General features: G+C 66.9%; 21 protein-coding genes and 1 pseudogene. 13 read left to right on the top strand and 9 right to left on the bottom strand.

Translation table 11 applies throughout. The features are described 5' to 3' along the window. Positions 1-61: 61 nt before the first annotated feature. The 7 genes from AC1DZQ_RS13465 (at position 62) to AC1DZQ_RS13435 (ending at position 8,830) form a co-directional block, all read left to right on the top strand. Entirely contained in the window at positions 62-1,528 is a 1,467-nt protein-coding gene (locus tag AC1DZQ_RS13465) for a GntP family transporter (RefSeq protein ID WP_476964000.1), read from the top strand. Beyond that, on the top strand, positions 1,528-2,412 hold the full coding sequence (locus tag AC1DZQ_RS13460; protein WP_476963999.1) for a class II fructose-bisphosphate aldolase: 885 nt from the start codon (positions 1,528-1,530) through the stop codon (positions 2,410-2,412). Before AC1DZQ_RS13465 ends, AC1DZQ_RS13460 begins: the two co-directional genes overlap by 1 nt. Before the next feature lie 124 nt (positions 2,413-2,536). Then, positions 2,537-3,877 carry an acyltransferase family protein gene (locus AC1DZQ_RS13455; protein ID WP_476963998.1) on the top strand — a complete coding sequence of 447 codons (1,341 nt, stop codon included), beginning with the start codon at positions 2,537-2,539 and terminating at the stop codon, positions 3,875-3,877. Beyond that, a complete protein-coding gene (locus tag AC1DZQ_RS13450; RefSeq protein WP_476963997.1) occupies positions 3,874-4,218 on the top strand; it encodes a GNAT family N-acetyltransferase in 345 nt (114 codons plus the stop codon). Before AC1DZQ_RS13455 ends, AC1DZQ_RS13450 begins: the two co-directional genes overlap by 4 nt. A gap of 125 nt (positions 4,219-4,343) precedes the next feature. Further along, positions 4,344-5,108, top strand: a complete 765-nt coding sequence (locus AC1DZQ_RS13445) for a hypothetical protein (protein WP_476963996.1) — start codon at positions 4,344-4,346, stop codon at positions 5,106-5,108. 25 nt (positions 5,109-5,133) lie between these two features. After that, complete coding sequence (locus AC1DZQ_RS13440) at positions 5,134-5,916, top strand: SDR family NAD(P)-dependent oxidoreductase (protein ID WP_476963995.1); 783 nt, start codon at positions 5,134-5,136, stop codon at positions 5,914-5,916. A gap of 211 nt (positions 5,917-6,127) precedes the next feature. Further along, a complete protein-coding gene (locus AC1DZQ_RS13435; RefSeq protein WP_476963994.1) occupies positions 6,128-8,830 on the top strand; it encodes an MSCRAMM family protein in 2,703 nt (900 codons plus the stop codon). Here the strand turns inward: AC1DZQ_RS13435 and AC1DZQ_RS13430 are convergent. Beyond that, positions 8,820-9,890 carry an FUSC family protein gene (locus AC1DZQ_RS13430; RefSeq protein WP_476963993.1) on the bottom strand — a complete coding sequence of 357 codons (1,071 nt, stop codon included), beginning with the start codon at positions 9,888-9,890 and terminating at the stop codon, positions 8,820-8,822. The two genes, AC1DZQ_RS13435 and AC1DZQ_RS13430, sit on opposite strands and share 11 nt — an antisense overlap. A gap of 193 nt (positions 9,891-10,083) precedes the next feature. After that, positions 10,084-11,685: an MFS transporter gene (locus tag AC1DZQ_RS13425; RefSeq protein WP_476963992.1), complete on the bottom strand. Its 1,602-nt coding sequence runs from the start codon at positions 11,683-11,685 to the stop codon at positions 10,084-10,086. Between the two features lie 370 nt (positions 11,686-12,055). Here AC1DZQ_RS13425 and AC1DZQ_RS13420 point away from each other — a divergent pair, with 370 nt between their 5' ends. Beyond that, entirely contained in the window at positions 12,056-12,310 is a 255-nt protein-coding gene (locus tag AC1DZQ_RS13420) for a hypothetical protein (RefSeq protein WP_476963991.1), read from the top strand. 38 nt (positions 12,311-12,348) lie between these two features. Here AC1DZQ_RS13420 and AC1DZQ_RS13415 read toward each other — a convergent pair whose 3' ends face one another. After that, positions 12,349-14,898 (bottom strand): ATP-dependent DNA ligase, encoded by a 2,550-nt coding sequence (locus AC1DZQ_RS13415; protein ID WP_476964042.1) that lies wholly within the window; start codon positions 14,896-14,898, stop codon positions 12,349-12,351. A 109-nt stretch (positions 14,899-15,007) separates the two neighbouring features. Here AC1DZQ_RS13415 and ku point away from each other — a divergent pair, with 109 nt between their 5' ends. Continuing rightward, entirely contained in the window at positions 15,008-16,012 is a 1,005-nt protein-coding gene (gene ku / locus AC1DZQ_RS13410) for a non-homologous end joining protein Ku (protein WP_476963990.1), read from the top strand. Positions 16,013-16,047: 35 nt separating this feature from the next. On the opposite strand, the gene AC1DZQ_RS13405 is transcribed toward ku, so the two are convergent. The 6 genes from AC1DZQ_RS13405 to AC1DZQ_RS13380 all read right to left on the bottom strand — a co-directional run bounded on the left by AC1DZQ_RS13405 (position 16,048) and on the right by AC1DZQ_RS13380 (position 21,853). Next, positions 16,048-16,335 (bottom strand): DUF7218 family protein, encoded by a 288-nt coding sequence (locus AC1DZQ_RS13405; RefSeq protein WP_476963989.1) that lies wholly within the window; start codon positions 16,333-16,335, stop codon positions 16,048-16,050. Positions 16,336-16,609: 274 nt separating this feature from the next. Then, positions 16,610-16,891: an HPr family phosphocarrier protein gene (locus AC1DZQ_RS13400; protein ID WP_476963988.1), complete on the bottom strand. Its 282-nt coding sequence runs from the start codon at positions 16,889-16,891 to the stop codon at positions 16,610-16,612. 73 nt (positions 16,892-16,964) lie between these two features. Then, positions 16,965-19,043: a PTS fructose transporter subunit IIABC gene (locus tag AC1DZQ_RS13395; protein WP_476963987.1), complete on the bottom strand. Its 2,079-nt coding sequence runs from the start codon at positions 19,041-19,043 to the stop codon at positions 16,965-16,967. Positions 19,044-19,045: 2 nt separating this feature from the next. Next, positions 19,046-20,032 (bottom strand): 1-phosphofructokinase family hexose kinase, encoded by a 987-nt coding sequence (locus tag AC1DZQ_RS13390; protein ID WP_476963986.1) that lies wholly within the window; start codon positions 20,030-20,032, stop codon positions 19,046-19,048. Beyond that, positions 20,029-20,847, bottom strand: a complete 819-nt coding sequence (locus AC1DZQ_RS13385; RefSeq protein WP_476963985.1) for a DeoR/GlpR family DNA-binding transcription regulator — start codon at positions 20,845-20,847, stop codon at positions 20,029-20,031. Before AC1DZQ_RS13385 ends, AC1DZQ_RS13390 begins: the two co-directional genes overlap by 4 nt. Positions 20,848-21,589: 742 nt before the next feature. Then, positions 21,590-21,853, bottom strand: coding sequence for a DUF6458 family protein (locus AC1DZQ_RS13380; protein ID WP_277525531.1), 264 nt, complete (start codon positions 21,851-21,853; stop codon positions 21,590-21,592). 184 nt (positions 21,854-22,037) lie between these two features. Between AC1DZQ_RS13380 and AC1DZQ_RS13375 the strand changes: the two genes are divergently transcribed. The 4 genes and pseudogenes from AC1DZQ_RS13375 (at position 22,038) to AC1DZQ_RS13360 (ending at position 24,289) form a co-directional block, all read left to right on the top strand. Then, a complete protein-coding gene (locus AC1DZQ_RS13375) occupies positions 22,038-22,655 on the top strand; it encodes an alpha/beta hydrolase (protein ID WP_476963984.1) in 618 nt (205 codons plus the stop codon). Positions 22,656-22,827: 172 nt separating this feature from the next. Continuing rightward, positions 22,828-22,926, top strand: a pseudogene (locus tag AC1DZQ_RS13370) (hypothetical protein); the annotation flags it as partial. 109 nt (positions 22,927-23,035) lie between these two features. Beyond that, complete coding sequence (locus tag AC1DZQ_RS13365) at positions 23,036-23,368, top strand: substrate-binding domain-containing protein (protein ID WP_476963983.1); 333 nt, start codon at positions 23,036-23,038, stop codon at positions 23,366-23,368. Between the two features lie 177 nt (positions 23,369-23,545). Continuing rightward, positions 23,546-24,289: an HAD family hydrolase gene (locus AC1DZQ_RS13360; protein ID WP_476963982.1), complete on the top strand. Its 744-nt coding sequence runs from the start codon at positions 23,546-23,548 to the stop codon at positions 24,287-24,289. Positions 24,290-24,298 lie beyond the last annotated feature (9 nt).

The following is a 24,298-nucleotide window of genomic DNA, read 5'->3' as shown; positions in this document are numbered from 1 at the left end:
CGCCCCTGATCCCGACGACTGACTCGTCGGACGACTTTCCTGTCAAAGGAGACACCTCTTCATGACCCCCTTGCTCAATTCCCTGATGGTGCGCGCGGCCGACGCGCCCGTCATCAAACCGGCCGTGGAGCTGGGAACTCCGCTGCTGCTGACCATCGCCGCCGCCGGCGTAGCCCTGCTTCTACTCATGATCATCCGCTTCAAGATCCAGGCCTTCGTGGCGCTGCTGACCGTCAGCATCCTGGTGGCCGTGGCCGCCCAGATCCCGCTCAAAGACGTCTTCACCGTGGTGGCCACCGGGGTGGGGGGAACCATGGGCAAGGTCGCCCTCCTGATCGCCCTCGGCGCCATACTGGGCCGGATGATCGAGGTCTCCGGCGGTGTGCAGTCCCTCGCGGCGCACTTCACCGCCAAGCTCGGCGCCCGGCGGGTGGCCGTGGCCCTCACCGCGGTTGGCTTCCTCGTGGCCATCCCGGTGTTCTTCGAGGTGGGCATCATCGTGCTCGTACCGATCGTCTACGCCTTCGCGAAGATCGCCAACGTGCACCCGGTCAAGTTCGGCCTCCCCATGGCCGGCATCATGCTGTCCATTCACGTGGCTGTCCCTCCGCACCCGGGCATCGTGGCCGGTGCCGGCGTGTTCGGCGCCGACATTGGACTGATCACCCTCATCTCGCTGCTCATCTGCATCCCGCTCGGCTTCCTGTCCTACTGGGTTGCCAGCATCATGAACAGCAGGGACTACGAGCTGCTGCCCGCCGTCAAAGCCCAGGTGGACGAGTACGGTTCAGACTCCCTGGTGCGCGTCGGCCACGAAGGTCCAGGTGCCCACGCCGTTGCCCCGCCGCGTCCGGGCCTGATCATCTTCCTCATCGCTGCCCCGATCGTGCAGATCCTGATCGGCACCCTGGGCACCCTCACCATTCCCAAGGACAACGGCTGGTACGGCCTGGCTGCCTTCATCGGCAACCCGTTCTTCGCCCTGCTGGTGGCCGTGGCACTCTCCTTCTTCCTGTTGGCCGTCCGCCGCAACTGGTCGCTGAAGGAAACCGGCGAAATTTTCGAAGGCGCGCTGCCTCCCATCGCATCCATCCTCATGGTCGTCGCGGCCGGCGGTGTGTTCGGCGAGGTCCTGCGGACCTCCGGTATCGGTGCAGCCCTGTCCCAGACGCTGGACAACCTGGGCCTGCCGGTCATCGTTCTTGGTTTCATCATTTCCCTTGCCCTCCGCGCCGCCCAGGGCTCAGCCACAGTTGCGATCGTCACCACCACCGGCCTGCTGACCTCCGCCGTTACCGGCGGCGGCTACTCGCCGGCCCAGATTGCCGTGATCGTGATCGCCATCGGCTTCGGTGCCCTCGGCCTGTCCCACGTGACCGACGCCGGATTCTGGACCGTCGTGCGCTACTACGGCCTGACCGTCTCCGACGGCCTCAGGACCTGGACGGTGCTGACGACTATTCTCGGGCTCGCCGGCTTCGCCCTGACGTTCGTGGCCTGGTTCCTGGTGGGAGGCTTGAGCGCCTGATGCGTACCCAACTCGACACCCTTGTCACCGGCGCCCTCCAGCACGGCTCCGCTGTCCCTGCCTTCACCTGCTACGACTTCACCACCGCGCTCGCCGTTGTGGCGGCGGCAGAGGAATCCGGCCGGGGCGCCATCCTGCTCGTCGCACCGAAGACCGCGGCCACACCCAACGGGCTGCGGCTGATCACTGCCCTGCGCGGACTCGCCGACGCCGCCTCCGTTCCGATTGCGGTGCAGCTGGATCACGCCACCGACCCGCAGGTGATCGCCGACGCCGTCAGCGCCGGGGCCGACTCGGTCCTGGTCGACGGGTCCTCGCTGCCCTACGAGGACAACATCGCCTTGGTTCGGACCGTCCGTGCTGCCTTGGCGGCGCAGGGCCGGGCCGACGTCGTCATTGAAGCCGAACTCGGCGGCCTCCCCGGCGACGAGGACCGGGCCTTCGGGACCGACGCGGCGGATAACGCAGGCAGCACAGTGGCGGACGAACCCGCCGGCCTCACCGACTCTGCCCAGGTGGAGGACTTCGTGGCCCGCACCGGGGCGCAGCTGCTCGCCGTGGCCGTGGGCAATGTCCATGGCAAGTACAAGGGGGAGCCCCGGCTGCGCTGGGACGTTCTGCAGGACATCGCCGTGCGGACCCGGATCCCGCTGGTCCTGCACGGCGCCTCCGGCATTCCGGCCGAGGAACTGGTCAAGGCCGCCGCCATGAACGTGGGCAAGGTCAACTTCAACACCGAGCTGCGCACCGGCGTCCTGGCGGTCCTCGAGGAACAGACCGCCGCGCACCGTGCCGACGGCGAGAACCTCCAGGCACTGCTGCGCCAGTGGGACGGTTCGGCCAGAACGTTCGCGGCAACCGCTTTGGCCACACTCTCACGCTGACGGACTGCCTGACCCGCAACCGGCGGAACGGAGGCCATCGGAACCCGGGCCAAACTGCTCTGGCAGTCAGGGCGCCCCAAACCCGACAATGATGGCAACACAGCCTTCCTTCTCAAGGGGTGCCATGCTTGCGCAGCAGCGGCGAGCCGGTGGCCCGGCGCCGATGCCGGACCGAGACCCGGTGATCGACCTTGTCCGGTTCTTCTGCCTGGCATTAGTGGTGGTCGCGCACACCATGATGGTGAGCCCCGTGCTGCACCCGGACGGCACCGTGACGACCGAAAACACCCTGGGCAATCAGCACTGGTTTGAACCTGTGGTGTGGGTCTTCCAGATCATGCCGCTGTTCTTTGTGGCCGGCGGGATCACCGGGCTGCAGTCCTGGCGGCGGCTCCGCGCCAGGGGCGGGGACGCCTTCGATTTCATGCAGGGCCGGCTGCTGCGCCTGATCCGTCCGGCCGCCGTCCTGCTGGCCGCCATGTTCATTGCCCTCTCGGCGGCCCGGCTCGCAGGGGTCAGCCCCCAGGTCATCCAGTTGCTCACCAGCGGAGCCGGCATGCCGCTGTGGTTCCTGGCCGCGTTCCTCGCCGCGCAACTTAACCTGCCCTGGCTGGCTGCCCTCCACGCCCGCGCGCCGTGGCTGACCCTCGCAGGGCTCACCGCGCTTGTGGTGACGGTCGATTGCCTGCGGGGAGTGCTGCCGCCGCTGGCCTACCTGAACATGGTGTTCCTGTGGTGCGCAGTGCAGCAGCTCGGATTCATCGTCGCCGACGGCACGCGGCTGCTGCCGGGCCGGACGGCGCACTTTGGCATCATGGTTGCCAGCAACATGGTGCTGGGGCTGATAGTCCTGCTGGGGCTGTACTCCGGCAATATGCTGGTAAATCTTAATCCGCCCAATGTGACGCTGCTGCTCCTGGGTATCTCGCAGGCCGCCGCCCTCCTGCTCTTCCGGCCCGGGCTGTCCCGGATCGCGTCCCTGGCCGGGGTGCGCCGGATGATGGGCGTGGCCGGCCGGCGGTCCATGACCGTTTATTTGTGGCATCTGCCGCTGCTGGCGGCGATGTCCGGGCTGCTGCTGTTGACGAATTTCCCCCAGCCGGCCGGAGGGAGCGCGGCCTGGTGGTGGGGGCGGCCCCTGGTGCTGATGGGCGTCGTCGCGCTGCTGCTGCCGGTGGTGGCATTGTTTGGCAGGCTGGAGGAGCGGCCGACGGCGTCCGGCCCGTCGCAGAGCCGGCCGGCGGCCGCCGTGCTGCTGGCCGCCGTCGCCGTTTTTGTCCCGGCAGTCAGCGCCGCGCTCACCGGGCTCACGCCCGGACTCCTCGGCGAGGGTGCCGCCTGCTTCGCGCTCGCCGTCGTGCTCCTGGGCCGGATTCCGGTTCGGCTTATAACGCCTCCGGACCGGCAGGGCGGATCTGAACCGCCATTGCCACGCCCGCCATTAAGTGCCAATGTCGAACCATGACGGAGAACTCGGCAACCACGGAAGATACCTTCGCCCCGGATGTCTCCACCACCCGGAACGACGAGCTGCACCGTTACGAACTCCGTGTCGGCGGCAAGCCGGCCGTCCAGGTGCGCTTCATCGACAGGCCGGGCCATATCGACTTCATCCACACGGATACAGCAGAGCAGTTCCAGGGCCAAGGTCTCGCCAAAGTGCTGGCGCACTTCGCCCTCGATGACGTGGTTGCATCGGGCAAGCGGATCATCCCCAATTGCCCGTTCATGTACCGCTACCTGCGCAAACATGAGTCGTACCACCAGTATGTGGACTGGCCGGAACAGGTCCCTGAGGGAGCCTGAGCGCCTGGCCCGGCATGCCGGACCGGCGCCGGTGCGCTGCCCGCTTGTGAGCCGGAGGACAACCTCGTAAAGTTTGAGCAGAGTTATGCAGTTGGCTCTTGGACAGGTCACTTTGGAGTACCCCCATGAACCATAAACTGCGTGTGCTTGTACGTGTGGACGTCGATCCCGCACAGGTCACCCTCGAAATCACCGGCTGCGTTACCCGGTCTGATTCGGCTGCCCTCCTGCATATCGTGCGCCGTGCCTGCCGCCTTGAAGCGGGGGCCCTGGTGGTGATCGACCTGCACGGCACGTCCCACCTGGACCCGGAAGTCCTGCTGGACCTTCGCCGGCTCGCGGAGTCCGGACACCTGCCGTCTCCGGACGCCGGGGACCCCGCAGCGGCTGTGCCGTTCCGGCTCACCCTCGACGAGCCGGCCGTGCTGCCTATCTGCCTCCTGCACGCCGGCGCCGACGCCGAAGTCCTCGCCGAACTCGACACCGGCTACCGCCCGGCCCCGGTCGCCGTCGCTGGGAACGGATACAGCGAATCCGCCGGACTGCTCGACGTCGGGCCGGGCTCCGGACTCGACTCGGGGCTGGGGGAGGCCAACAGCCCTCTGGCCGCGGAAACCGGCAGCGCCAACGACTTTGGCGCCATCAACGGACTGGCGCTTTCGGAGTACTTCGAGGGGACGCTCGATCCTGTGGCCACGGTCCGGGCCCTGTCCGACACTGCGCTGTGCCGGCTCGCGGACGCCCTGTACCGCCACCTCGACACCACCACCCCGTCTTTCGGGGCGCACACCTGGTACGAACTCGCGGCTGAAGAGCTACAGAACCGCCACCTGCTGGATGGGGAGGACCCGGCAGGGGACGAACTGGCGCAAGACACGGCCCTGGCCTGAGCCCGGACGAGGCTAGGCTGTCGCTATGAACCCACAAACAGCCTCTACACCGGGCAGCACCGCCCTGATCACGGGCGCGACAGCAGGCCTCGGCGCCGAGTTCGCCCGCCAGCTTGCCGAACAGGGCCACCGTGTGGTGCTCGTGGCCCGCGACGCCGGACGCCTCGCGGCCACAGCGGCGGAACTGGAGAACAGCTACGGGACCGCTGCGGAGACGATCGCCGCGGACCTGACCGACGACGCCGGGATTGCCGCCGTCGTCGCGCGGCTCAGCGATCCCGCGCGGCCGGTGGAGATCCTGGTCAACAACGCGGGAATCGGCCTGCTGCGGCCCTTCGAGGACAACGACATTGCCGAGGAGAAAAAGCACCTGAAGCTCCATGTCGAAACCGCCATGGAGCTCAGCCATGCCGCCCTGCAAGGCATGCTGGGGCGCCAGTCCGGCAGGATCATCAACGTCGCCAGCGTGGCGGCCTTCCTGCCCCGCGGAACGTACTCCGCAGCGAAGGCCTGGCTGCTGAGTTTCTCGCGTTCGGCCAACATGGCTTACGCGGCGCGCGGGGTGAAGGTCACCGCCGTGTGCCCCGGCTTCACCCACACCGAGTTCCACGACCGGATGGGGATGGACAAGACCGCGACGCCGCGCTGGATGTGGCTCGAGGCGAGGCAGGTGGTCAGCGAGGGCCTGGCGGACAACGCCAAGGGCAAGGCAGTCTCGATCCCGAGCAAGCGCTACAAGGTCCTGACCTCGGTTTCGCGGGTGCTGCCCTCACGTCTCGTCGCGGGGCCGGCACGGCGCGCCAAGTAGCCGCCGGGGCCTGATCACGCGCGGGCAGCGGCTGGGATTACTCAGGGAGTGCGGCTGCAAAGTCGGCTCTCACAAATCGTTTACACCCTCCCGCCCCTGACCTAGACTGTCCGAAGTTGCAGCTGGCAGCTCATGGGGGAGAGCGGCTGATGCCGCCGTTTAGGAAGGCGGCAGCATGACGCTGCGGACCGTATTTCGACGTGGAACAGCCATGGCGGTTGGGGTTTTACTGGCGCTCGTGGCGTCCGCCGGCGGCTCCGCCGGGGCCAACGATCGTGTTATTTACTATCTCCAGGGGACCATTTCGGCGCCGCCGGGCACTCGGCTCGACCAGTTGCAGGTACACATCAGGGGGCCCCAGGGCGGCCTCGATGATCCAGTTCCGGTCGACAAAAGTGGCCGGTTCCGGTGTTCCTATTACGGTATTGGATCCGCCGTTATCAAGGTCCTGGCCGGTGAAACCGGCCTGGCCGATACCTGGTACGGGAACGTTTCGCGCCAGGAGGACGCCACGATTCTCTCCGTCAACGATTCAGATCTGGACAACGTGGACGTTCAGATGGGTGTCGGAGCCAGCGTCTCGGGGAAGATCACCGTGCCGCCGGGGGTTGATGTAAGCCAACTGTCAGTCGCGGCCGACTATTGGCTTCAAGAACGCTGGGTCCCGGCGGACAAACAAACCGCTCGGATTGCTCCCGTAAGTGCCGACGGGAGCTACCGGATCACTGGCCTCGGAGCGAACACGTACACGCTGAGAGTTGTGCCAGGTGGCACCGGCCTCCTCGAAACTTGGCTCGGCGGCGCCGCGGACAAGGCTGCCGCGCGTCAGATCGATGTGGCTACGGCGAGCCAAACCGGTGGGCTGGACATTACGCTCCGGAAGCCCGCAAGTCTGCAAGGAACCGCAGTTTTTCCCGCCGGTAGCGTTCCTGAGCCCGGCTTCGTTTCAGTCCATGCTCCAGACGGCACGACGCTCGCTCAAACCGTTTTCGGCGCAGACGGGGCATTTGCCGTGCCGGCATTTCCCGCCGGCGCTGTCAGGATCAGGTTCGGAACGAGAGCTGACGACTCCCCCCTGGCGGATACCTGGTATCCGGCTGCCGGAGACATGACTGCGGGAGACACCGTAGCCATGGCAGAGGGAGAACAACGCAAGGGCATCAAACTCCAAATACAGCGCGGCGGGTCCATCACAGGACTCGTCTCGGGAGCGCCTGGGGCATGGGTCTCTGCGCTGGAGTCATCGGGACGCCAAGCCAAGTCAGGACCTTCTGATGCAACCGGCAGGTACACACTCAGAGGATTGAACCCCGGGGGCTACAAACTCCGCTTCTGGGGCGGCTCAGAACCCGCCGCCATGGCGCAGTTCTATCCGCAGATCCCAGAAAACCTGGGCCAGTCTGCGGGTACCGACGTGGTTGTCAGAGCAGGCAAGACCACTGGCGACATCAACGCAAAGATGTTCAGCGGTGGCGAAATCTCCGGAACGCTCCTCGGACTCCGCGGACAAGAATATGCGTCGGCGACGGTGATCGCCGAGCCAACAACGGGAAAGACTGAGACGCGGGTTGCGTCGAGTGACGAACACGGCCACTTCACCTTGGCAGGGCTTCCCGACGGGGACTACACCCTGCAGACACAGTTGGAGTACCCTGAATCGGTTTTTGATCCAGACCCGCTCTACTCCGGAAATGTCAGGGAGCCCACCCGCGCACAAAAGATCTCCGTCCGCAACGGGCAGTCCGTTAATGCGGGGGTACTGTCGTTCGCCGCCTCGAGGTCATCGGCGGCAGCCGGCAAATTCACCGCCATCAAACCGGTGCGGATCCTGGACACACGGAAGGCTGGGCTGCCGCTGCCAGACGAGACCAGCCGTCTCGTACAGGTTGGGGGCATGGCGGGAATACCGGCCGATATCAGTGCCGTGGCACTGAACCTGACAGTCACTGAGCCATCGGCCGCCGGATTCGTCTCGGCCACAGCTTCCGGCGACCGCTTCACGGGTACCTCCAACGTCAACTACTCGGCGGGGCAAACCATCCCCAACTATGTTGTGGTTGGGGTGCGGGACGGCAAAATAGCGCTTCGAAACGTCATCGGCAGCGGATCAGCCCACATGGTGGCCGACGTCGCAGGCTATTTCACGGGAGGGGTGCCGCGCGACCCCGGAGCATTCGCGGCGATGCCGCCCCAGCGTCTGGCCGACTACCGGGGCACGGACGGGCTTTCGGCGGACGGGCAACGCGACATCCAGGTGGCCGGGATGTTCGATATCCCAGCGCGCGTCAGCGCTGTGGTGGTCAACCTGACTGCCGCGCGGACGTCGAAGAACGGTGTTTCAAGCACCTACGGGTATCTGAGCGCGTTTGCCAGTGGAACGGCGCGGCCGGCCACGTCCACGGTCAATTACGACGCCGCCAGGGGCGACAACCACAACCTGGCTGTCGTGCCGGTTGGGGCCGACGGGAAAATCAGCATCGCCAATACCTCACCGACGCATGTAGGGGTGATAGTCGACGTCATGGGCTACTTCCTCGCGGGCGACGCTACAGCGCCAGGCACGCTGCAAACGATCCCCCCGAAACGTTTCCTTGACACCCGGAAAAGCCAGGGGCCGGTGCGGGCCGGCGGCGAAGTCAGCGTCAGGCTGGCCGGAGCCCAAGGCATACCGAATAACGCGCGGGCCGCCATGGTCAACCTGACAGTGACGGAAGCGAAGTCCTTCGGCTTCGTGACTGCGTACCCGGCTGGTCAAACGGCGCCCGGAACATCCAGCCTCAACTACGGCAAGGACCAGACGATGGCCAACTTCGCCATCGTCCCGATCGGCGCGGACGGGAAGGTAACCATCCGGAACACTTCCACCGGAAGTGTCCAGGCCGTCGTCGACGTCGTCGGGTACATCAGGGGCTAGCTCCTCCTTCAGGGTCACTCAGGCCCCTGTGCCGGATCAGCACAACCACCAGTATCCCGACGGCGGCGCCGACAAGTGTCTCGACGGCGCGTTCGGTCACGAGGACGCGGGGATCGGCCGGCGCCGCAAGCTGTCCGACCAGCAGGATCACCGGGGTGAAGGAGACCATGGCGAGGCCGTAATGCCGGGCCATGAACAGCTCGGTGCTGAACTGCAGGACGATCACCAGGCACGCCAGGATGGCAGCCTCATGGCCGGGGAAGGCCAGCAGCGGCGACCCCGGCCACGGGAAGAGGACGGCGGCCACCACCACCAGTCCCAGGAGTGTGCCGACAATCCGGTGGACGCCGCGGTACACGCTGCTCGGCAGATCGGCCCCAGCGAGCGGCACCGCCGCCGCGGCCATGGCCCAATGCGGGTGGCCGCTGCCACTGAGGACCCCAATCGTCCCGGCGGCGCCGACTGCGCTCACGTAGCGGGCGGCATGCAGCCACGCCGCCCGCCGGCCTGCCCCGCGCAGCACCGAGACGTCCCGCCGGAAACCGCGCTGCCAGGTGCGGCCACGGAACCAGCCGCCAAAGCCGACCATGATCGAGAACGCGGCCGATCCGGCGGCGATAAGAACAGCCGTCTGCCACGGGACCGCGGCGGGAACAGACGCGCACGCGCCCAGGGCCAGGATCCCGAAGAAGGGGCCGGCGGGTTTCAGGGCGGTCCTGTCCGTGAACAGCGAGCCCGCGCCGGCAAACGCGGCCTCCGTGATCACCAGGGCCCACGAATGAATGTGATGGACAGAGAGGAAGACGCCGACTCCCACGCCGGCGAGCAGGAGGATGGCCGCCTGGCCTTGATGGCGGAGCCGGAGCTGATGAGGCTCGGTGCGCCCGTACATGCCCGTCAGCGCGCCGAAAACGGCGTAGCCGATCAGCTCGGGACGCCCGGCCACCAAGAGCGCCAGCGTCGGAACGGCCACGCTGATCGCCACCCGCCAGGCAGACACGTGGTCCTTGTTGGCCGGGGCCAGGCTGTGCAGCGAGCGGATGTGGTGCAGCAGGGACATCGCAACTGCCTCTCGGCTTTCTCTGTTTTCTCGGGGTTCCCGGGTTCCCCGGGACTGAATGTGGTGTGGACACGCCTAAGGCCTGTTCCGGATGCTTCCCCAACGGGTCAACATGCGGAACAGGCCTCAAAGGGCGGGGCTGTCAGCTACGTAGCCTGGGCTACTGCTGCCGGGTCCGGTCGGACCGGCAGGCTCAAACTGTGGCCGGGACTTTCTCGGCTTCCCCGCGCCCTGCGGTGGAATCTACGGCCGGTGCAACCATGGGCATGTCCATGTGCTCAAGGTCGATCAGCGGGTTCTCGTCCTGCGTCGCGACCAGTTCGCGGGCCTCAGCCTGGGTGTCCACGCTCGGCATGGAGCCGGGCAGCGGCATCTGGGCGGATTCCTTAAGGAAGTAGATCGCTACTGCGCCGATCGCCGAGGTGGCCATCAGGTAGTAGGCCGGCATCATGTCGTTGCCGGTTGCGGTGATCAGGGCGGCAACAATGAACGGCGTGGTGCCGCCGAAGATGGCCACCGAGAAGTTGTACGCGATGCCCATGGCGCCGTAGCGGCTGGCCGTCGGGAACTGGGCCGGCAGGGCCGAAGCCAGGTTGGCCACGTAGAACGTCACCGGGAAAGCAATCAGGGAAAGGCCGGCCAGCGTGGACCAGATTTCACCGATACCGATCAGGAGGAACGCGGGGGTGGCCAGGACGACCGTGCTGATGGCACCGATCCACAGCACGGGGCGGCGGCCGATCCGGTCAGAGAGCTTGCCGGTCAGCGGGATGCAGAGGCTCATGATGACCAGCACGGGGATGGTCAGCAGTGTGCCGTGCAGCTCGTCGTAGCCCTTGGACTCGGTCAGGTACGTCGGCATGTAGGAAGTCAGTGCGTAGCCGGCGGTGTTTGCTGCCGCGACCAGGATCATCGCGACGATGAGGGAGCGCCAGTACGCCTTCACGATGCCCACCGGGCCCTTGGAGGCTGCGGTGTCCGAGGCGGTTGCGTCCTTGGCGACGCTCTCCTGGGCATCCAGGGTTGCCTGGAACTGCGGGGATTCCTCGATCTTGCTCCGGAAGTACACGGCGATCAGGCCGAGCGGGCCGGCAAGGAGGAACGGGATGCGCCAGCCCCACTGCTCCATGGTGTCCTGGCCGAGGGTCAGCTGCAGCACCGAAACGAGGGCTGCGCCAAGGGCGAAGCCGAGGTAGCTGCCCATGTCCAGGAAGCTGGCGAAGAAGCCGCGGCGCTTGTCAGGGGCGTACTCGCTCACAAAGGTCGTGGCGCCGGCGTATTCACCGCCGGTAGAGAAACCCTGGATAAGTTTGAACAGGACCAGCAGGACCGCGGCCCAGATGCCGATCTGTGCGTAGCCGGGCAGGAGCCCGACGGCGAAGGTGCTGGCGGCCATGATCATCAGGGTCGCGGCGAGGACCTTCTGGCGGCCGATCTTGTCGCCCAGCCAGCCGAACACGACTCCGCCGAGGGGGCGGGCGATGAAGGTGGCGGCGAAGGTTCCCAGCAGGAACAGGGTCTGGACGGACTTGTCCGCCTCCGGCAGGAACACCGGTCCCATGGTCGTGATCAGGTAGCCGAACACGCCGACGTCGTACCACTCCATGGTGTTACCCACGATGGTGCCGCCGAGCGCCTTCTTGAGCATCGGCTGGTCGACAACGTTGACGTCGGACTCGCGGAGTCGACGACGACGTAGCTTCGGTTTCTTCACACCCTTGGGCGCGCCTTGGTTGGTTCCGCGGGCGTCAATAACGCCTGCTGAAGAGTCGGTCATGCTTCGGTCTGTGGGCATTTGGGAGGCTCCTAGGGAGATCATTTGCTTGCGACTTGTAGCTGCCCCGCTCTGGGCAGGCTATCAATTTTACGGGAATTCTCTGGAGTTTCCGAGTTACGTGCCGTATGATCGCTCATTTCGGGTGCTATTTGGGGGCAATTCGCTAATTTGTTTTGCCCGCTTTCGCCGCGCGGTTACTGGGAAGCGGCCATCCCTGCGGCGCCGCGGCCAAAATTTTCCGCGCCAGCCCTCAAATGCGGGGGTTTCTGGCCGGTTTCGGGCCGGCGGAAAGTCCGGCGGCGGGCGCTACAGACATCTCATCCGGGCAGTCCTACGATTGATGGACACTTCATTTCACGGCGGTTAATTACAGCGGAAAGGAAGATCAATGGCGGATCATCAGTTCGGAGAAGAAATCGAGCCCGAGGTCGCGAGCCATCTGGCGCAGTCCATGGCTGAAGCCCCCGGACCGGAGACTCAGTCTCACGTTCCCCCGGCGGCGCAGGGACAGCAATGGCCGGACGGCAGCGGCAAGCAGCGTCATCCCAAGGACCGCGAGGCCGGCCGCGGGCGGCAGGGCCAGCAGGTGTCCGCCGGCGCCATTCACCGGCAGAGCCGTCCTCAGATGCCCCACCACGACTAGCCCCACACGACTAGCCCCATCACAACCGGCCCCCACGACTAGGGGCCGGCGGCAGGGTCGGCCACGACGTCGGCTGGCGTCTTATCCAGGCGCCAGCCGCGCCACACCGGGTGCCGGAGCTTCCCGCTGCCGGTCCATTCCCCGAAGGTGACCTCGCCGACGAGTTTCGCGCTCACCCAGTTGGCGTCTGCGGCGTCAGCGTCCGGCACCTCCCGGAACGGGGAGGTCTTCCGTGGCAGGGCGTCGAGTTGTTGCCTGAGTTCCTTGAGTTCACGGGTGCTGAAGCCGCTGCCCACCCGCCCCACGTAACGTAGTTGCGAGCCGTCCGGAATCCCGAGGAGCAGCGAGCCCACCGATTCCCGGCGGCCGCCCTTTCCGGGCCGCCAGCCGCCCACCACCACTTCCTGGGTCCGTTCAACCTTGAGCTTGAGCCACGACCGGCTGCGCTGGCCGACATAGCGCCCGCCCGTGCGCTTGGCCATGACCCCCTCGAGCCCGAGCTCTGCGGCGCTTTCCAGGATGTGCGCGACGTCGCCGTCGATTACGCCGGAGAGTTCAACCGGGGCGGCGGAAGGACGGAAGAACTGTTCCAGCCGGCGGCGGCGCTCACTGAGCGGCAGGTGCCGCAGGTCCTGGCCGGCGTCGAAGAGCAGATCGAACAGCATCAGCCGCACCGGCGTCGACTCCTGCGCCCTGGCGACGTCGGCGGCCTTGCTCAGTTTCATGCGGCCCTGCAGCAGCCCGAAGTCAGGCCGGCCGGAGCGCCCGACGGCGATGATCTCGCCGTCGGCGACGAAGCCCTGATACGGCCAGAGGGACCGGTCCGTGAGCTCGGGGTAGCTCACGGACATGTCGATGCCGTTGCGGCTGATGAGCCGGATCTTCGAGGCGTCCCCGATGACCAGTGCCCGCACGCCGTCCCACTTGAGCTCGATCTGCCAGTCCAGGTCCGGAAGATCCGCCAGGGTCCCGGACGTGGCCAGCATCGGGCTGAACCCAGAGGCGTCGGGCACACTTTCGGCGCCGGTGCCGTTTTCCTTTCCGCCGTCACCCTGGCCCCCGCCGTCCTCTGCCTTGTCGGCGTCGGCGCCTGCCTCATCCGCGGTGTCTTCCGTGGCGTCGTCCGCGGTGCGGGTTGGGCGGCGCGCGCCGGGATGGCCTTGCGAGCCCGCCGGGTCCATCAGGTGGATCAGCCACTGGTCATCGGCCTGGCCGGTGTGGATCAGGGCGAACCTGCGCGGCCCGCCCAGGCCGCCGCCCTCCACGCCGGTCAGGGTGGCGATGACCTCCTTGCCCGCGATCCATTTTTCGCATTCGTAGTGTCCGTGGTCCCAAATGCTGACCGTCCCGGCGCCGTACTGGCCCTTGGGAATGACACCCTCGAAGTCGGCGTAGTCCAGCGGGTGGTCCTCGGTCTGGACCGCGAGGTGGTTCGTGGTTTTGCTGGCCGGGACGCCCTTGGGCAGGGCCCAGGACACCAGCACGCCGTCGCGTTCCAGCCGGAAGTCGTAGTGGAACCGGCTGGCGTGGTGTTCCTGGATGACGAACTTCTCCTGCCGTGTCCCGCCGTCGTCGCCGGCCTGGTGCCGTTCGGCCGTGAAGGGTTCGGGAGTGGCCGCCCTGTCCCGTTTGGTGCGGTACTTTTCCAGCCGAGGGTCGGTGTCGCCGCCGTCGCCGGCCTGTTCCGGCGAGATTCCAGCCCGTCCGCCGAGCCGGTGGTCTGCCCGGTGTTCCGGCGCGTGCGCCGCCGCGGTTCCGTCGCCGTGACGGCCGCCGGAAACCGGGGCGAACGGATCCTTGCCGGCCGCGACGCGCTTCATCACCTCCTGGAAGTCCAGGTGGTGCAGCGACGGGGAGCTGAGTTCACGCCACGTGCGCGGTGCGGCCACCGTAGGCCGGAGCCGGCCCCGCAGCGAGTACGGCACGATGGTGGTCTTGGCCGCGTTGTTCTGGCTCCAGTCCACCAGCACCTTGCCGGTGCGCAGGGTCTTTTTCATGTCGCTGACGGCCAGATCCGGGTGGTCTGCTTCGAGCGAGCGGGCCAGTTCGCGGGCGAATTCGGAAATCTGGTCCGAACTCTGGGACCCGTCCAGGGCCGCGTAGAGGTGGATGCCCTTGCTGCCGCTCGTCACGGGCACGGGGTCCAGGCCCACGTCCTGCAGTATGGTGCGGGCCAGCCCGGCCACCTCCACGCACTCCGCCAGTCCCGCACCCTCGCCCGGGTCCAGGTCCAGCACCAGGCGGTCCGGCGGCGACGCATTGCCGTGGGAATCGACCCGCCACTGCGGCACGTGGATCTCCAGCGCCGCGATCTGGGCCAGCCACGTGAGGGTGGCGGGATCATTTACCAGGGGATATTGGATGGTCCGGTCCTTGTGCGTGATGGCGGCACGGGGCACCCAGCCCGGCGTTGAATGGTCCAGGTGCTTCTGGAAGAACATCTCTCCCGGGGCGTCGGCGGTCCCGACGCCGTGGACCCAGCGCTTCCGGGTGGCCGGACGGTTGCGGGCGGCTGGGATCAGCACCGGGGCGACGGCGGCGTAGTAGGCCAGGACGTCGGCCTTGGTGGTGCCCGTCTCCGGGTACATGATTTTTTCCAGGTTGGTGAGCACCAGTTCGCGTCCGTCCACCCGGACGCGCTCTTTACCGTTGGGCAAAACCCTTCACCTCCGCGCAACTGTGATGTTCACTTGATCCATGAGAGCCATCTGGAAAGGCGCAATAGCGTTCGGGCTGGTCAACGTGCCGGTCAAGGTCTATAGCGCCACCGAGGACCACGACATCAGTCTCCACCAGGTCCACAACGCCGACGGCGGCCGGATCCGCTACCAGCGCCGTTGCGAGGTCTGCAGCAAGATCATCGATTACGAGGACATCGACAAGGCGTATGAGGACGATGGCCGCACGGTGGTCCTGACCCGCGACGAGCTCAAGTCCATCCCGGCGGAAAACAGCCATGAAATCGAAGTGGTCCAGTTCGTTCCGGCCGACCAGCTCGATCCCATGATGTTCGAAAAGAGCTACTACCTTGAACCCGACTCCAAGTCGCCCAAGGCTTATGTGCTGCTGCGGCGCGCCCTGGAGGACACGGACCGCGTGGCAGTTGTGCAGTTCGCGCTCCGGGACAAGACCCGGCTTGGCGCGCTGAGGATTCGCGACGAGGTCCTGGTGCTGCAGTCGCTGCTGTGGGCCGACGAAGTCCGCGAGGCCAGCTTTCCCGCGCTCGAGACCTCCATCCGGATTTCGGCGCAGGAACGCGAGATGTCCGCCGCCCTCGTTGAGTCCATGGCCTCCGACTTTGAGCCGGACCAGTTCACGGACGAATACCAGGAGCAGTTGCGCCAGCTGATCGAGGCGAAGCTGGACAAGGGGGAGTCGCTGGATACGGAGGAGACCTTCGGTGCTCCGGCCGAGGCGGGCGACGGCGAAGTGATCGACCTGATGGAGGCCCTCAAACGCAGCATCGAGAAAAAGCGCGGCGGAGGGCTCGCGGAGACTCCTGCCGGGGCCTCCGGTTCGGCGGCCAAGGCCGCCCCGAAGGCGGCCGCCAAGACGACGGCGTCCAAGTCCACAGGCACCAAGTCCACGGCCACCAGGGCTGGTTCTGCCAAGACTGCGGCGGCTTCCAAGACTTCTGCAGCCTCCAAGACTGCGGCGGCTCCCAAAGCGACGGCCGAGAAGACGGCGCAAAAGCGTGCCTGAGCCTGGATGCCGGCTGGCGCCGTCGGCCACCCTAATCAGGAGTTCCGCAGGGCGGAGATGAGCTCGCTCTTCTTCTTGGCCGAGTATCCCGTGAGGCCGATCTCCTTGGCGCGTTCCTTCAGCTGCGGCACCGTCCAGTCCTCGTAGTCTCCGCCCTTGCCGCCCTTGCGGCCGACTGCGGAGCGGCCCCGCTTGGCGGCGGCGTTGGAGATCCTGGCAGCCTTTTGCTTGGAGGCGCCATCCTCGAGCAGCTTCTCGTAGAGCTCGGGGTCCTTGATGCTGGGGCTCTCTGAGCCGCGGGGCTCGCCCTTCTTCGTTGGCATGGCTGCGCGATCATCTCCTTTGGCCGGGAACCCCTTGGGCGGCCCGCGGACGGTGCCGCCGGGGATTCCAAACTAGCCGCGCCGTCCGGCGGTGACAAGCATTTACTAAGTTCACTGACAACAGCCACGGTTTCGGGCCAGCCAGGCCAGCCGGGCCAGCCAGGCCGGCCAGCCCAGCATGGGCCCGGCAACGCGAAGGCCCGGCCGGCCCCTCATCGGGGCGGCCGGGCCTTCTGCTGCTGCCGGTGTTCCGGCGCGGGGCCGGAAGGTGAGGCTATTCGGCGTCGTGGTCCGTCTCAAGGATCTGCACGAGGCGGTCCAGTGCCGCGTCGGCGCCTTCGCCCTGGGCACGCAACACCACAACCTCGCCGTGGGAGGCGCCCAGGCTCATCAGCGACAGGATGCTGGCGGCGTCCATGGCCTCGTCCTCCGGCTCGCCCAGGCGGGCAATCGTGATGTCGAGGGTGTCGAACTCGCCTGCAGCCTCGGCGAAGATGGCGGCCGGGCGGGCATGCAGCCCAACGCGGCTGGCAATGGTGGCGTTACGTTCGGTCATTTCTGCTCCTTGAAGTCAGCTTGGGTGTTTATCAGCTGTGAGTATCTGCTTGGAAAAATCGTCCTGGACTGGTTCAGGCGGCTACGGGAACAGTTTCCACCGTATCAACTTGCTTCTTGACTGCGAAGCGCTTGAGCCCGATCACGGCGAAGGCGCCTACGACGGTACCAACCGCGATGGCGATGACAAACCACAGGAAGCTATCGATCGCGAAGAAGACGAAGATTCCGCCGTGCGGGGCCTTTGACCCCACGCCTGCCGCCATCGAGATGGCACCGGTCACCGCGCCGCCGAGCATGCTGGCGGGGATGACGCGGAGCGGGTCCGCCGCGGCGAAGGGAATGGCGCCTTCGGTGATGAAGGAGGCCCCCAGCAGCCAGGCGGCCTTGCCGTTTTCCTGCTCCGCCAGGCTGAAGAGCCTCTTGTTCAGGATGGTCGAGGCCAGTGCCATGGCCAGCGGCGGGACCATGCCGGCGGCCATGACGGCTGCCATGATCTGCCACGGTGCCTGGTTGGTGATGGACGCGGCTCCCAGGCCGGCGACGGCGAAGGAGTAGGCAACCTTGTTGACCGGACCGCCGAGGTCGAAGCACATCATCAGGCCCAGGACAATGCCCAGGGCGATGGCGCTGGCGCCGGTGAGGCTGGACAGCCAGTTGTTGAGCCCGATGGTCACCGCCGCGACGTACCTGCCGAGGAACACGAAGAGCAGGCCAGAAGCAGCGATGGACGCCACGAGCGGGATGATGACCACGGGCATCAGGCCGCGCAGCCAACGGGCCACGTTGAGCTTGCCGATCGAATGTGCCACGTAGCCGGCGATCAGGCCGCCCACGATGCCGCCGAGGAACCCTGCGCCCATGAAGACGGCAACGGCGCCGGACACGAAGCCCGGGGCGATGCCGGGCCGGTCAGCGATGGCGTAGGCGATGTAGCCGGCCAGAGCGGGCACGAGGAAGCCCAGGGACAGGGCACCGATCTTGAAGAACACGGCACCCAGGAAGGCGCCCAGCGGGCCCCACGCCAGTTCCGGGTACACGGTGGGCAAGTTGAAGAGGCTGTTCTCTGCCAGAATCTTGTCCGCGAAGGCGGTGATGTTGTAGCCACCCAACAGGAAGCCGAGGGCGATCAGCAGACCGCCGCCCGCCACGAACGGGATCATGTAGCTAACACCTGTGAGCAGCGCCTTCTTCAGCCTCGTGCCGAGGTGCTCACTCTTTTCCTCGGCCGCCATCTCGGCCTGCTCCTCGGCGCCGAAGTGGGGCACGCGGCGGGCGTGCGGGTTGTCCGCGGCGGCGAGGGCTTCTGCGACCATCTTGTCCGGCTCGTCGATGCCGCGCTTGACCGGCGCGTTTATCACCGGCATGCCGGCGAACCGCTCCTTGCCGCGCACGTCCACGTCCACGGCGAAGATCACGGCATCGGCGGCGGCGATCACGGCGGGGTCGAGGGCCTTGGCGCCGGAGGATCCCTGGGTTTCCACCTGCAGGTCCACGCCGACCTCCTTGGCCGCGGCGACGAGCGAGTCGGCGGCCATGTAGGTGTGGGCAATGCCGGTGGGGCAGGCCGTCACGGCGACGAGGCGCTTGGGTCCCTTGGCCTTCGTTGCGCCGGCACCTTCTCCCGCAGCACCCGCCGCAGTTGAGGCGGCGGCACCGGAAACGGCGGCGGTCGCTTCGGCAGGGGTGTGGGCGGCCGGCTTGTCCGCCAGGGCGCCTTCGACGAGCTCGACAATCTCCGCCTGGGAGGTCGCGGCGCGCAGGCTGGCCGTGAAGTCCTTTTTGATCAGCGACCGCGCCAGCTTCGAAAGGAGCTTCAAGTGGTCTTGGTCGGCGCCCTCAGGAGCGGCGATGAAGAAGATGATGTCCGCGGGCCCGTCCTTGGCGCCGAAGTCGACCGGCTGGGACAGCCGCGCCATCGCCAGGGTGGGTTCGGTGACCGCCGTCGAGCGGCAGTGCGGGATCGCGATGCCCCCCGGGACGCCCGTGGCGGTCTTGGATTCCCGGGCAAAGGCGTCGGCGAAGAGCCCTTCGGCCTCGGTGGCGCGTCCGGTGGCTGCAACTCTGCCTGCCAGATGCCGGATCACGTCCTCGGGCGAGCTGCCCAGATTCTGGTCGAGCTCGACCAGTTCGGTGGTAATGAGCTGTGTCACTGTCAATCCTTCCGGAGGGCCGTGATGGTTACGGCATCAGGGGTGGTTTGGTTGACTGCCGGGACAGTGGAGCCAGGCAGGGAAGCGGCGGCGGCACCATGGGCCACCGCCTGACGGAGGCAATCGACCGGGGCGGCGCCCTGGCTGGATGCGAGCAGGTATCCGGCCAGCGAGGAATCGCCGGCGCCGACAGTGCTGACCGCGGTCACCGGCGGGTGCGTGGCCAGCCACGCGCCGTCGGCCGTCACAAGAACGGCACCCTTGGAGCCGAGGGTGGCCAGTACGGCACCCACCCCGGAGCGCACGACGGCGGACGCGGCAGCTGCTGCAGCCTCCGGGTCCGCTTCGAGTTCTTCGGCGGATTTGTTCGTGGCGAATCCGGCTGCGGCAGCCAGTTCCACCAGTTCCTCGGCGTTGGGTTTCAAGAGGTCCGGTTTTCCCGAGGTGTCGCCGGAGACCGCTGCGGCGAGGGGTTCGCCTGATGAGTCGACGGCGACCCGTGGTGCGGCCTCGCCGTCGAACAGGGAACGCAGCCGCCGGGTGACGGTCGCGTAGAAGTCGGCCGGAACCCCGGGTGGGAGCGAGCCGGCCAGGACTACCCAGGCGGCACCGCGGGCGTTGTCCAGCAGCAGGCTGATCAGGGCCTCCTGCTGCTCCTCGCTGAGCACCGGTCCGGGTTCATTGATCTTGGTGGTGACGCCGCCGGGCTCGGTGAGGGCCACGTTGCTGCGCAGCGGCTCGCCAATCGGGAGGGCCGCGAACGGAACGTCGGTCTCCCGCAGGCCGGCGAGGACGGGATCGGCCTCGGCGCCGGGGAGAACGGCGACAGTCTTGAGCCCCGAGGCGACGAGCGCGCGGGAGACGTTGACGCCCTTGCCGCCGGATTCCTGGCGGACGGAGATGGCCCGCTGAACTTCCCCGCGGAGGAGGGGGCCGGGCAGCGCCACGGTGCGGTCCAGGCTGGGGTTGGCGGTGAGGGTGACAATCACGCGACCACCACCTCCACTCCGGCTTCCGCGAGGGCGTCGGCGAGTTCCCGGCTGGGTTGCGTGTCTGTGATCACGGTGTCCAGATCTTTCAACGAGGCGAACTGGACCAGCGTTTCCGCGCCCAGCTTGGACGAATCAGCCAGCACCACAATGCGGCGCGCTGATTGGACGAAGGCAGCCTTGACAGCGGCTTCTTCAGGATCGGGTGTGCTCAGCCCGAAGGCTGCATGAATTCCGTTGGTGCCGATGAAGGCGATGTCCGGGCGGATCCGGCGGGCGGCCTCCACCGTGGACTGGCCGACGGCGGCCTGGGTCAGGCCGCGGACCTTCCCGCCGAGCAGATGCAGGGCGATCCCGGGTCCGCCGGACAGCCTGGACGCGATGGGCAGGGAGTGCGTGATGACGACAAGTTCGCCGTCTGACCCGGATCCCGGGGCGGTGCCCTGCGCGGCGGCTCCCGCGGCGCGGGCGGACAAGAGCTCGGCAAGGGCCTCCGTGGTGGACCCGGCGTCGATCAGGATGCTGCCGGTGAGGCCCTGGGGGATAAGGGCCAGGGCGGCCTCGGCGATCCGGGTCTTCTCGGGCTGCCGCTGGACGGTCCGTTCCAGGATGCTTTCTTCTGTGGTGCTGAAGCGGTCCGGGGAGACCGCGCCGCCATGCACCCGGCGGACGCTGCCGGCGGCTTCCAGGGCGGCGAGATCGCGGCGGATGGTCTCGGTGGTGATGCTGAAGCGCTCGGCCAGGTCAGTCACGCTGGCCCGGCCGCTGGCGTAGATGAGCCCCACGATCAGCTGCTGGCGTTCTTCGGCGAACACTTACCCTCCATTGCGTACTGCGGCTGACTTGGTTTTTGTTCTTGCCGGGCGTTGGTGCTTGGAACCTTTGTGCTGCGACCTTCTCTACCGCGACCTTCTCAACCGCGAAATCCGCTCTTTCCGCTTCGGTGACTCCGGTCACATGAAGTGGAATTATTTGACTTTATCTTTGTTCGTGTTGATTTGTCAATGAAAAACCACATGAACGCAGAAAGCTGGCCTGCGTCGGGGGCATGTCCAGTGGTGGGGACGGCTGTGGCCCGAGTGCCGGGGGGAATGTCCAGTGGTCGGGCCGGGGAGTGGGCACTTTGGGGTTATGTCCATGGCTCGTTCCGGGGGCTGGGCATGTGCCGCGCGTGGGGTGGCTGCGGGCCGAGTGCCGGGGGACATGTCCAGTGATGGGGCCGGCTGCGGGCCGAGTGCCGGGGGACATGTCCATTGGTGGGGCCGGGGAAAGGGCAGGGTGGGGTTATGTCCATGGCTCGTTCCGGGGGCTGGGCATGTGCCGCGCGTGGGGTGGCTGCGGGCCGAGTGCCGGGGGACATCTCCAGTGGTCGGGCCGGGGGGTGGGCACTTTGGGGTTATGTCCATGGCTCGTTCCGCGGGCTGGGCATGTGCTGCGCGTGGGGTGGCTCCGCCTGTGGGTCTGCGCCTTAAATGGCGGAAGCCGGGCCAGACCTCAGGGTCCGGCCCGGCTTCCGGGTCGTTGGATTCCACGCTGCGAAGGGGGCGCGGGTGGAACTTAGAGGCTCGCGTCGCGGCTCTCATTGCGGGTGATGGTCTCGCCGGTGTTGGGGTCCACGACCGTGCGGCTTTCGCTGACCCGGCGCGTGCGGCCGCGTCCGGGGGAGGCGAGGACCAAGGAAGCGATGAGTCCAACAACGCCGACCGCCATCAGGATGTAGCCGATCATGGCCTGGTTCACGTTGGGGATCAGCCCCGGGGCAACGGCCCAGGCAAGGATGGCGCCGATGGCAATGAGGAAGATTGCGGAACCGATTCTCATGACGTGCTCCTTGGTGTCCCGGAGGACGGAATTGGTGATGCTAAGCATGCTGTCCAGCGTCACGCTACAACGCCTCACCTGCTGTTTCAATGAAACGACCTCGGCGCGGCCGGGATATTTCGGAATCCGGGGCCGGTCAAGGATGCTGCGCGGAGCACAAGGCGGCGCTCGATAGGCTGGGCCCATGGAGACGGTCGTCTGGTCAAAACCCGAACACGAGCGCGCCGGCACACCGCTGCTGGTGATGTTGCACGGCTACGGCACCGACGAGTCCCGGATGTCCAAGCTGTTCGGTTCCCTGCCGCCGGAGTTCAGCTGCGCCGCCCTGCGCGGGCCCAAGGACATCGGAGACCACCACGGCTGGTTCCTGCTGGACTACTTCCTCACACACGACTTTGCCGACGTCATCGCCTCCACGAACGCGGTCTTCGCCTGGATCGAGTCCGTCAAGTCCCGGCACAGCAGCGTCAGCCTGTTCGGATTTTCGCAGGGGATGGCCATGGCCAGTACGCTTCTGCGGCTCCGGCCGGACCAGTTCCGCGCGGTGGTCGGGCTCTCGGGTTTTGTCCTGGACAACGAACTCCTGACTATGAGCGAATCCTTCACCTCCAGGCCGCCGTTCTTTTGGGGCAGGGACAGGGCCGACGTCGTGATTAACGACGCCGCCGCCGAACACACCGAGGAGTGGCTGGACAGGAACACCCAGCTCACGGCCCGGACCTACCCCGGCATGGGACACTCGATTTCGAAGGCCGAACTCGTCGACGTCAGCGCCTTCCTGCGGCACTACGTCCTGCGCTGAGCAGCCACTGACCAGGCCATTAACCGGCCGCCCAACCGCCGTCCAGCTGCGCGCCTAAACACTGGCCCGACATGGGATCATCCACTTGCATGTCAAATATGTAAGCGCTTACAATCGACCTCGGCCATGAACACCGGGCCCACTACTTCAGGGGGAAGAAAGGGCTGAGCCCGTGCCGCAGGCCAACACCCCGCGCGTGAGAATCCACCACGTCGCGGCGCCGTGCGGGCCCTCCACCTGCACCGTCTCCCGTGCCCTCCGGCAGCTCCCCAACATTTCCACGCAAACCAAGGCAACGGTCGGCGACGCTGCGGCCCAGCTCGGCTACAAGGCCTCGTCGACAGCACGCCGGCTCCAGCATCGAAGGCGGCAGGCTGGTCATGATGGAGCTCGTGGAAAACCGCAGAATGCCGTCCGCGATCTTCGCCGGCTGCGACGAGACAGCCCTCGGTGCGCTCATGGCAATGCGGGGGTTCGGTTTGTCAGCGCCGGAAAACGCGTCCATCATAGGAATAGACGATCATCAGATGAGTTGGTTCCTGGGCCTGACCACTATTGCCCAGCCAGTGGCCGACCAGGGCGCTTTCGCCGCCAACCTGCTGATTGAAAGACTTCATCGCTCGGGACTTCTCAATCCGCCGCCTGCCGGTCCGCCGTCGAACCATCCGCTGGACACCAAACTGGTAGGGCGCACGGGCACGCGCCGCCGCTGATCTGGACGGTGCCCGTCACCGGGACGGCCCCAACACGGCAGCAAAGGCCGGCGCCGCCGTCGCAGCGGAACGGCGCACCGGACAGCGCTTGGACCGACTGCCGTGAACTGACCGCCTTAGACCAAAGCTTTGACCAAAACCGTCTTGCCTGCCCGTTGTCTGAAAGGACCTCGACTCATGACTGTAGTTCCCGACACCTCCGGCCTCGCCGGTGCGCTCTCCGGTGCATCCGCCATCCTTTTTGACCTCGACGGCGTCCTGACGCCCACCGCGGTGGTGCACGAGCAGGCGTGGAAGCAGCTCTTCGACGGTTTCCTGGTCTCGGTCCCCGGGGCCGCGCCGTACCGTGAGAGCGACTACTTCGACCACATCGACGGCAAGCCGCGCTTCGACGGCGTCCGGGACTTCCTGGCCTCCCGCGGGATTGTGCTGCCCGAGGGCCCGGCGGACGACGAGCCGGCGCACGACACCGTCCATGGGCTGGGCAACCGCAAGAACAAGGTCTTCAACGACATCGTCGAGGCCGGCGGAGTCCAGCCCTACGAGGGCTCCGTCCGGCTGGTCGACGCCGCGCTGGCCCGCGGACTCAAGCTCGCCGTCGTCTCCTCCTCCCGCAACGCCCCGGCGGTGCTCAAGGCCGCCGGGCTGTCCGATTACTTCCCGGTGGTGGTCGACGGCGTCGTCGCCGTCGCCGAGGGACTGCCCGGCAAGCCCAGCCCGGCCACCTACGAATACGCCGCGCGGCTTTTGGGCCTGCCGAGCCAGGAGTGCGTCGTGGTGGAGGATGCCGTCTCCGGCGTCCAGGCCGGCAGCGCGGGAGACTTCCGCTCGGTGATCGGCGTCGACCGCGGCGCCGGCCGGCAGACCCTGCTCGACGCCGGGGCCACGGTAGTGGTCAACGACCTCGCCGAACTGCTCTGACCCGGCCCC

The organism is Arthrobacter sp. P1_C12_2 (assembly GCF_056406415.1).
The sequence above is the reverse complement of the archived record's forward strand: the minus strand, read 5'-3'. Positions and strand labels throughout refer to the sequence as shown.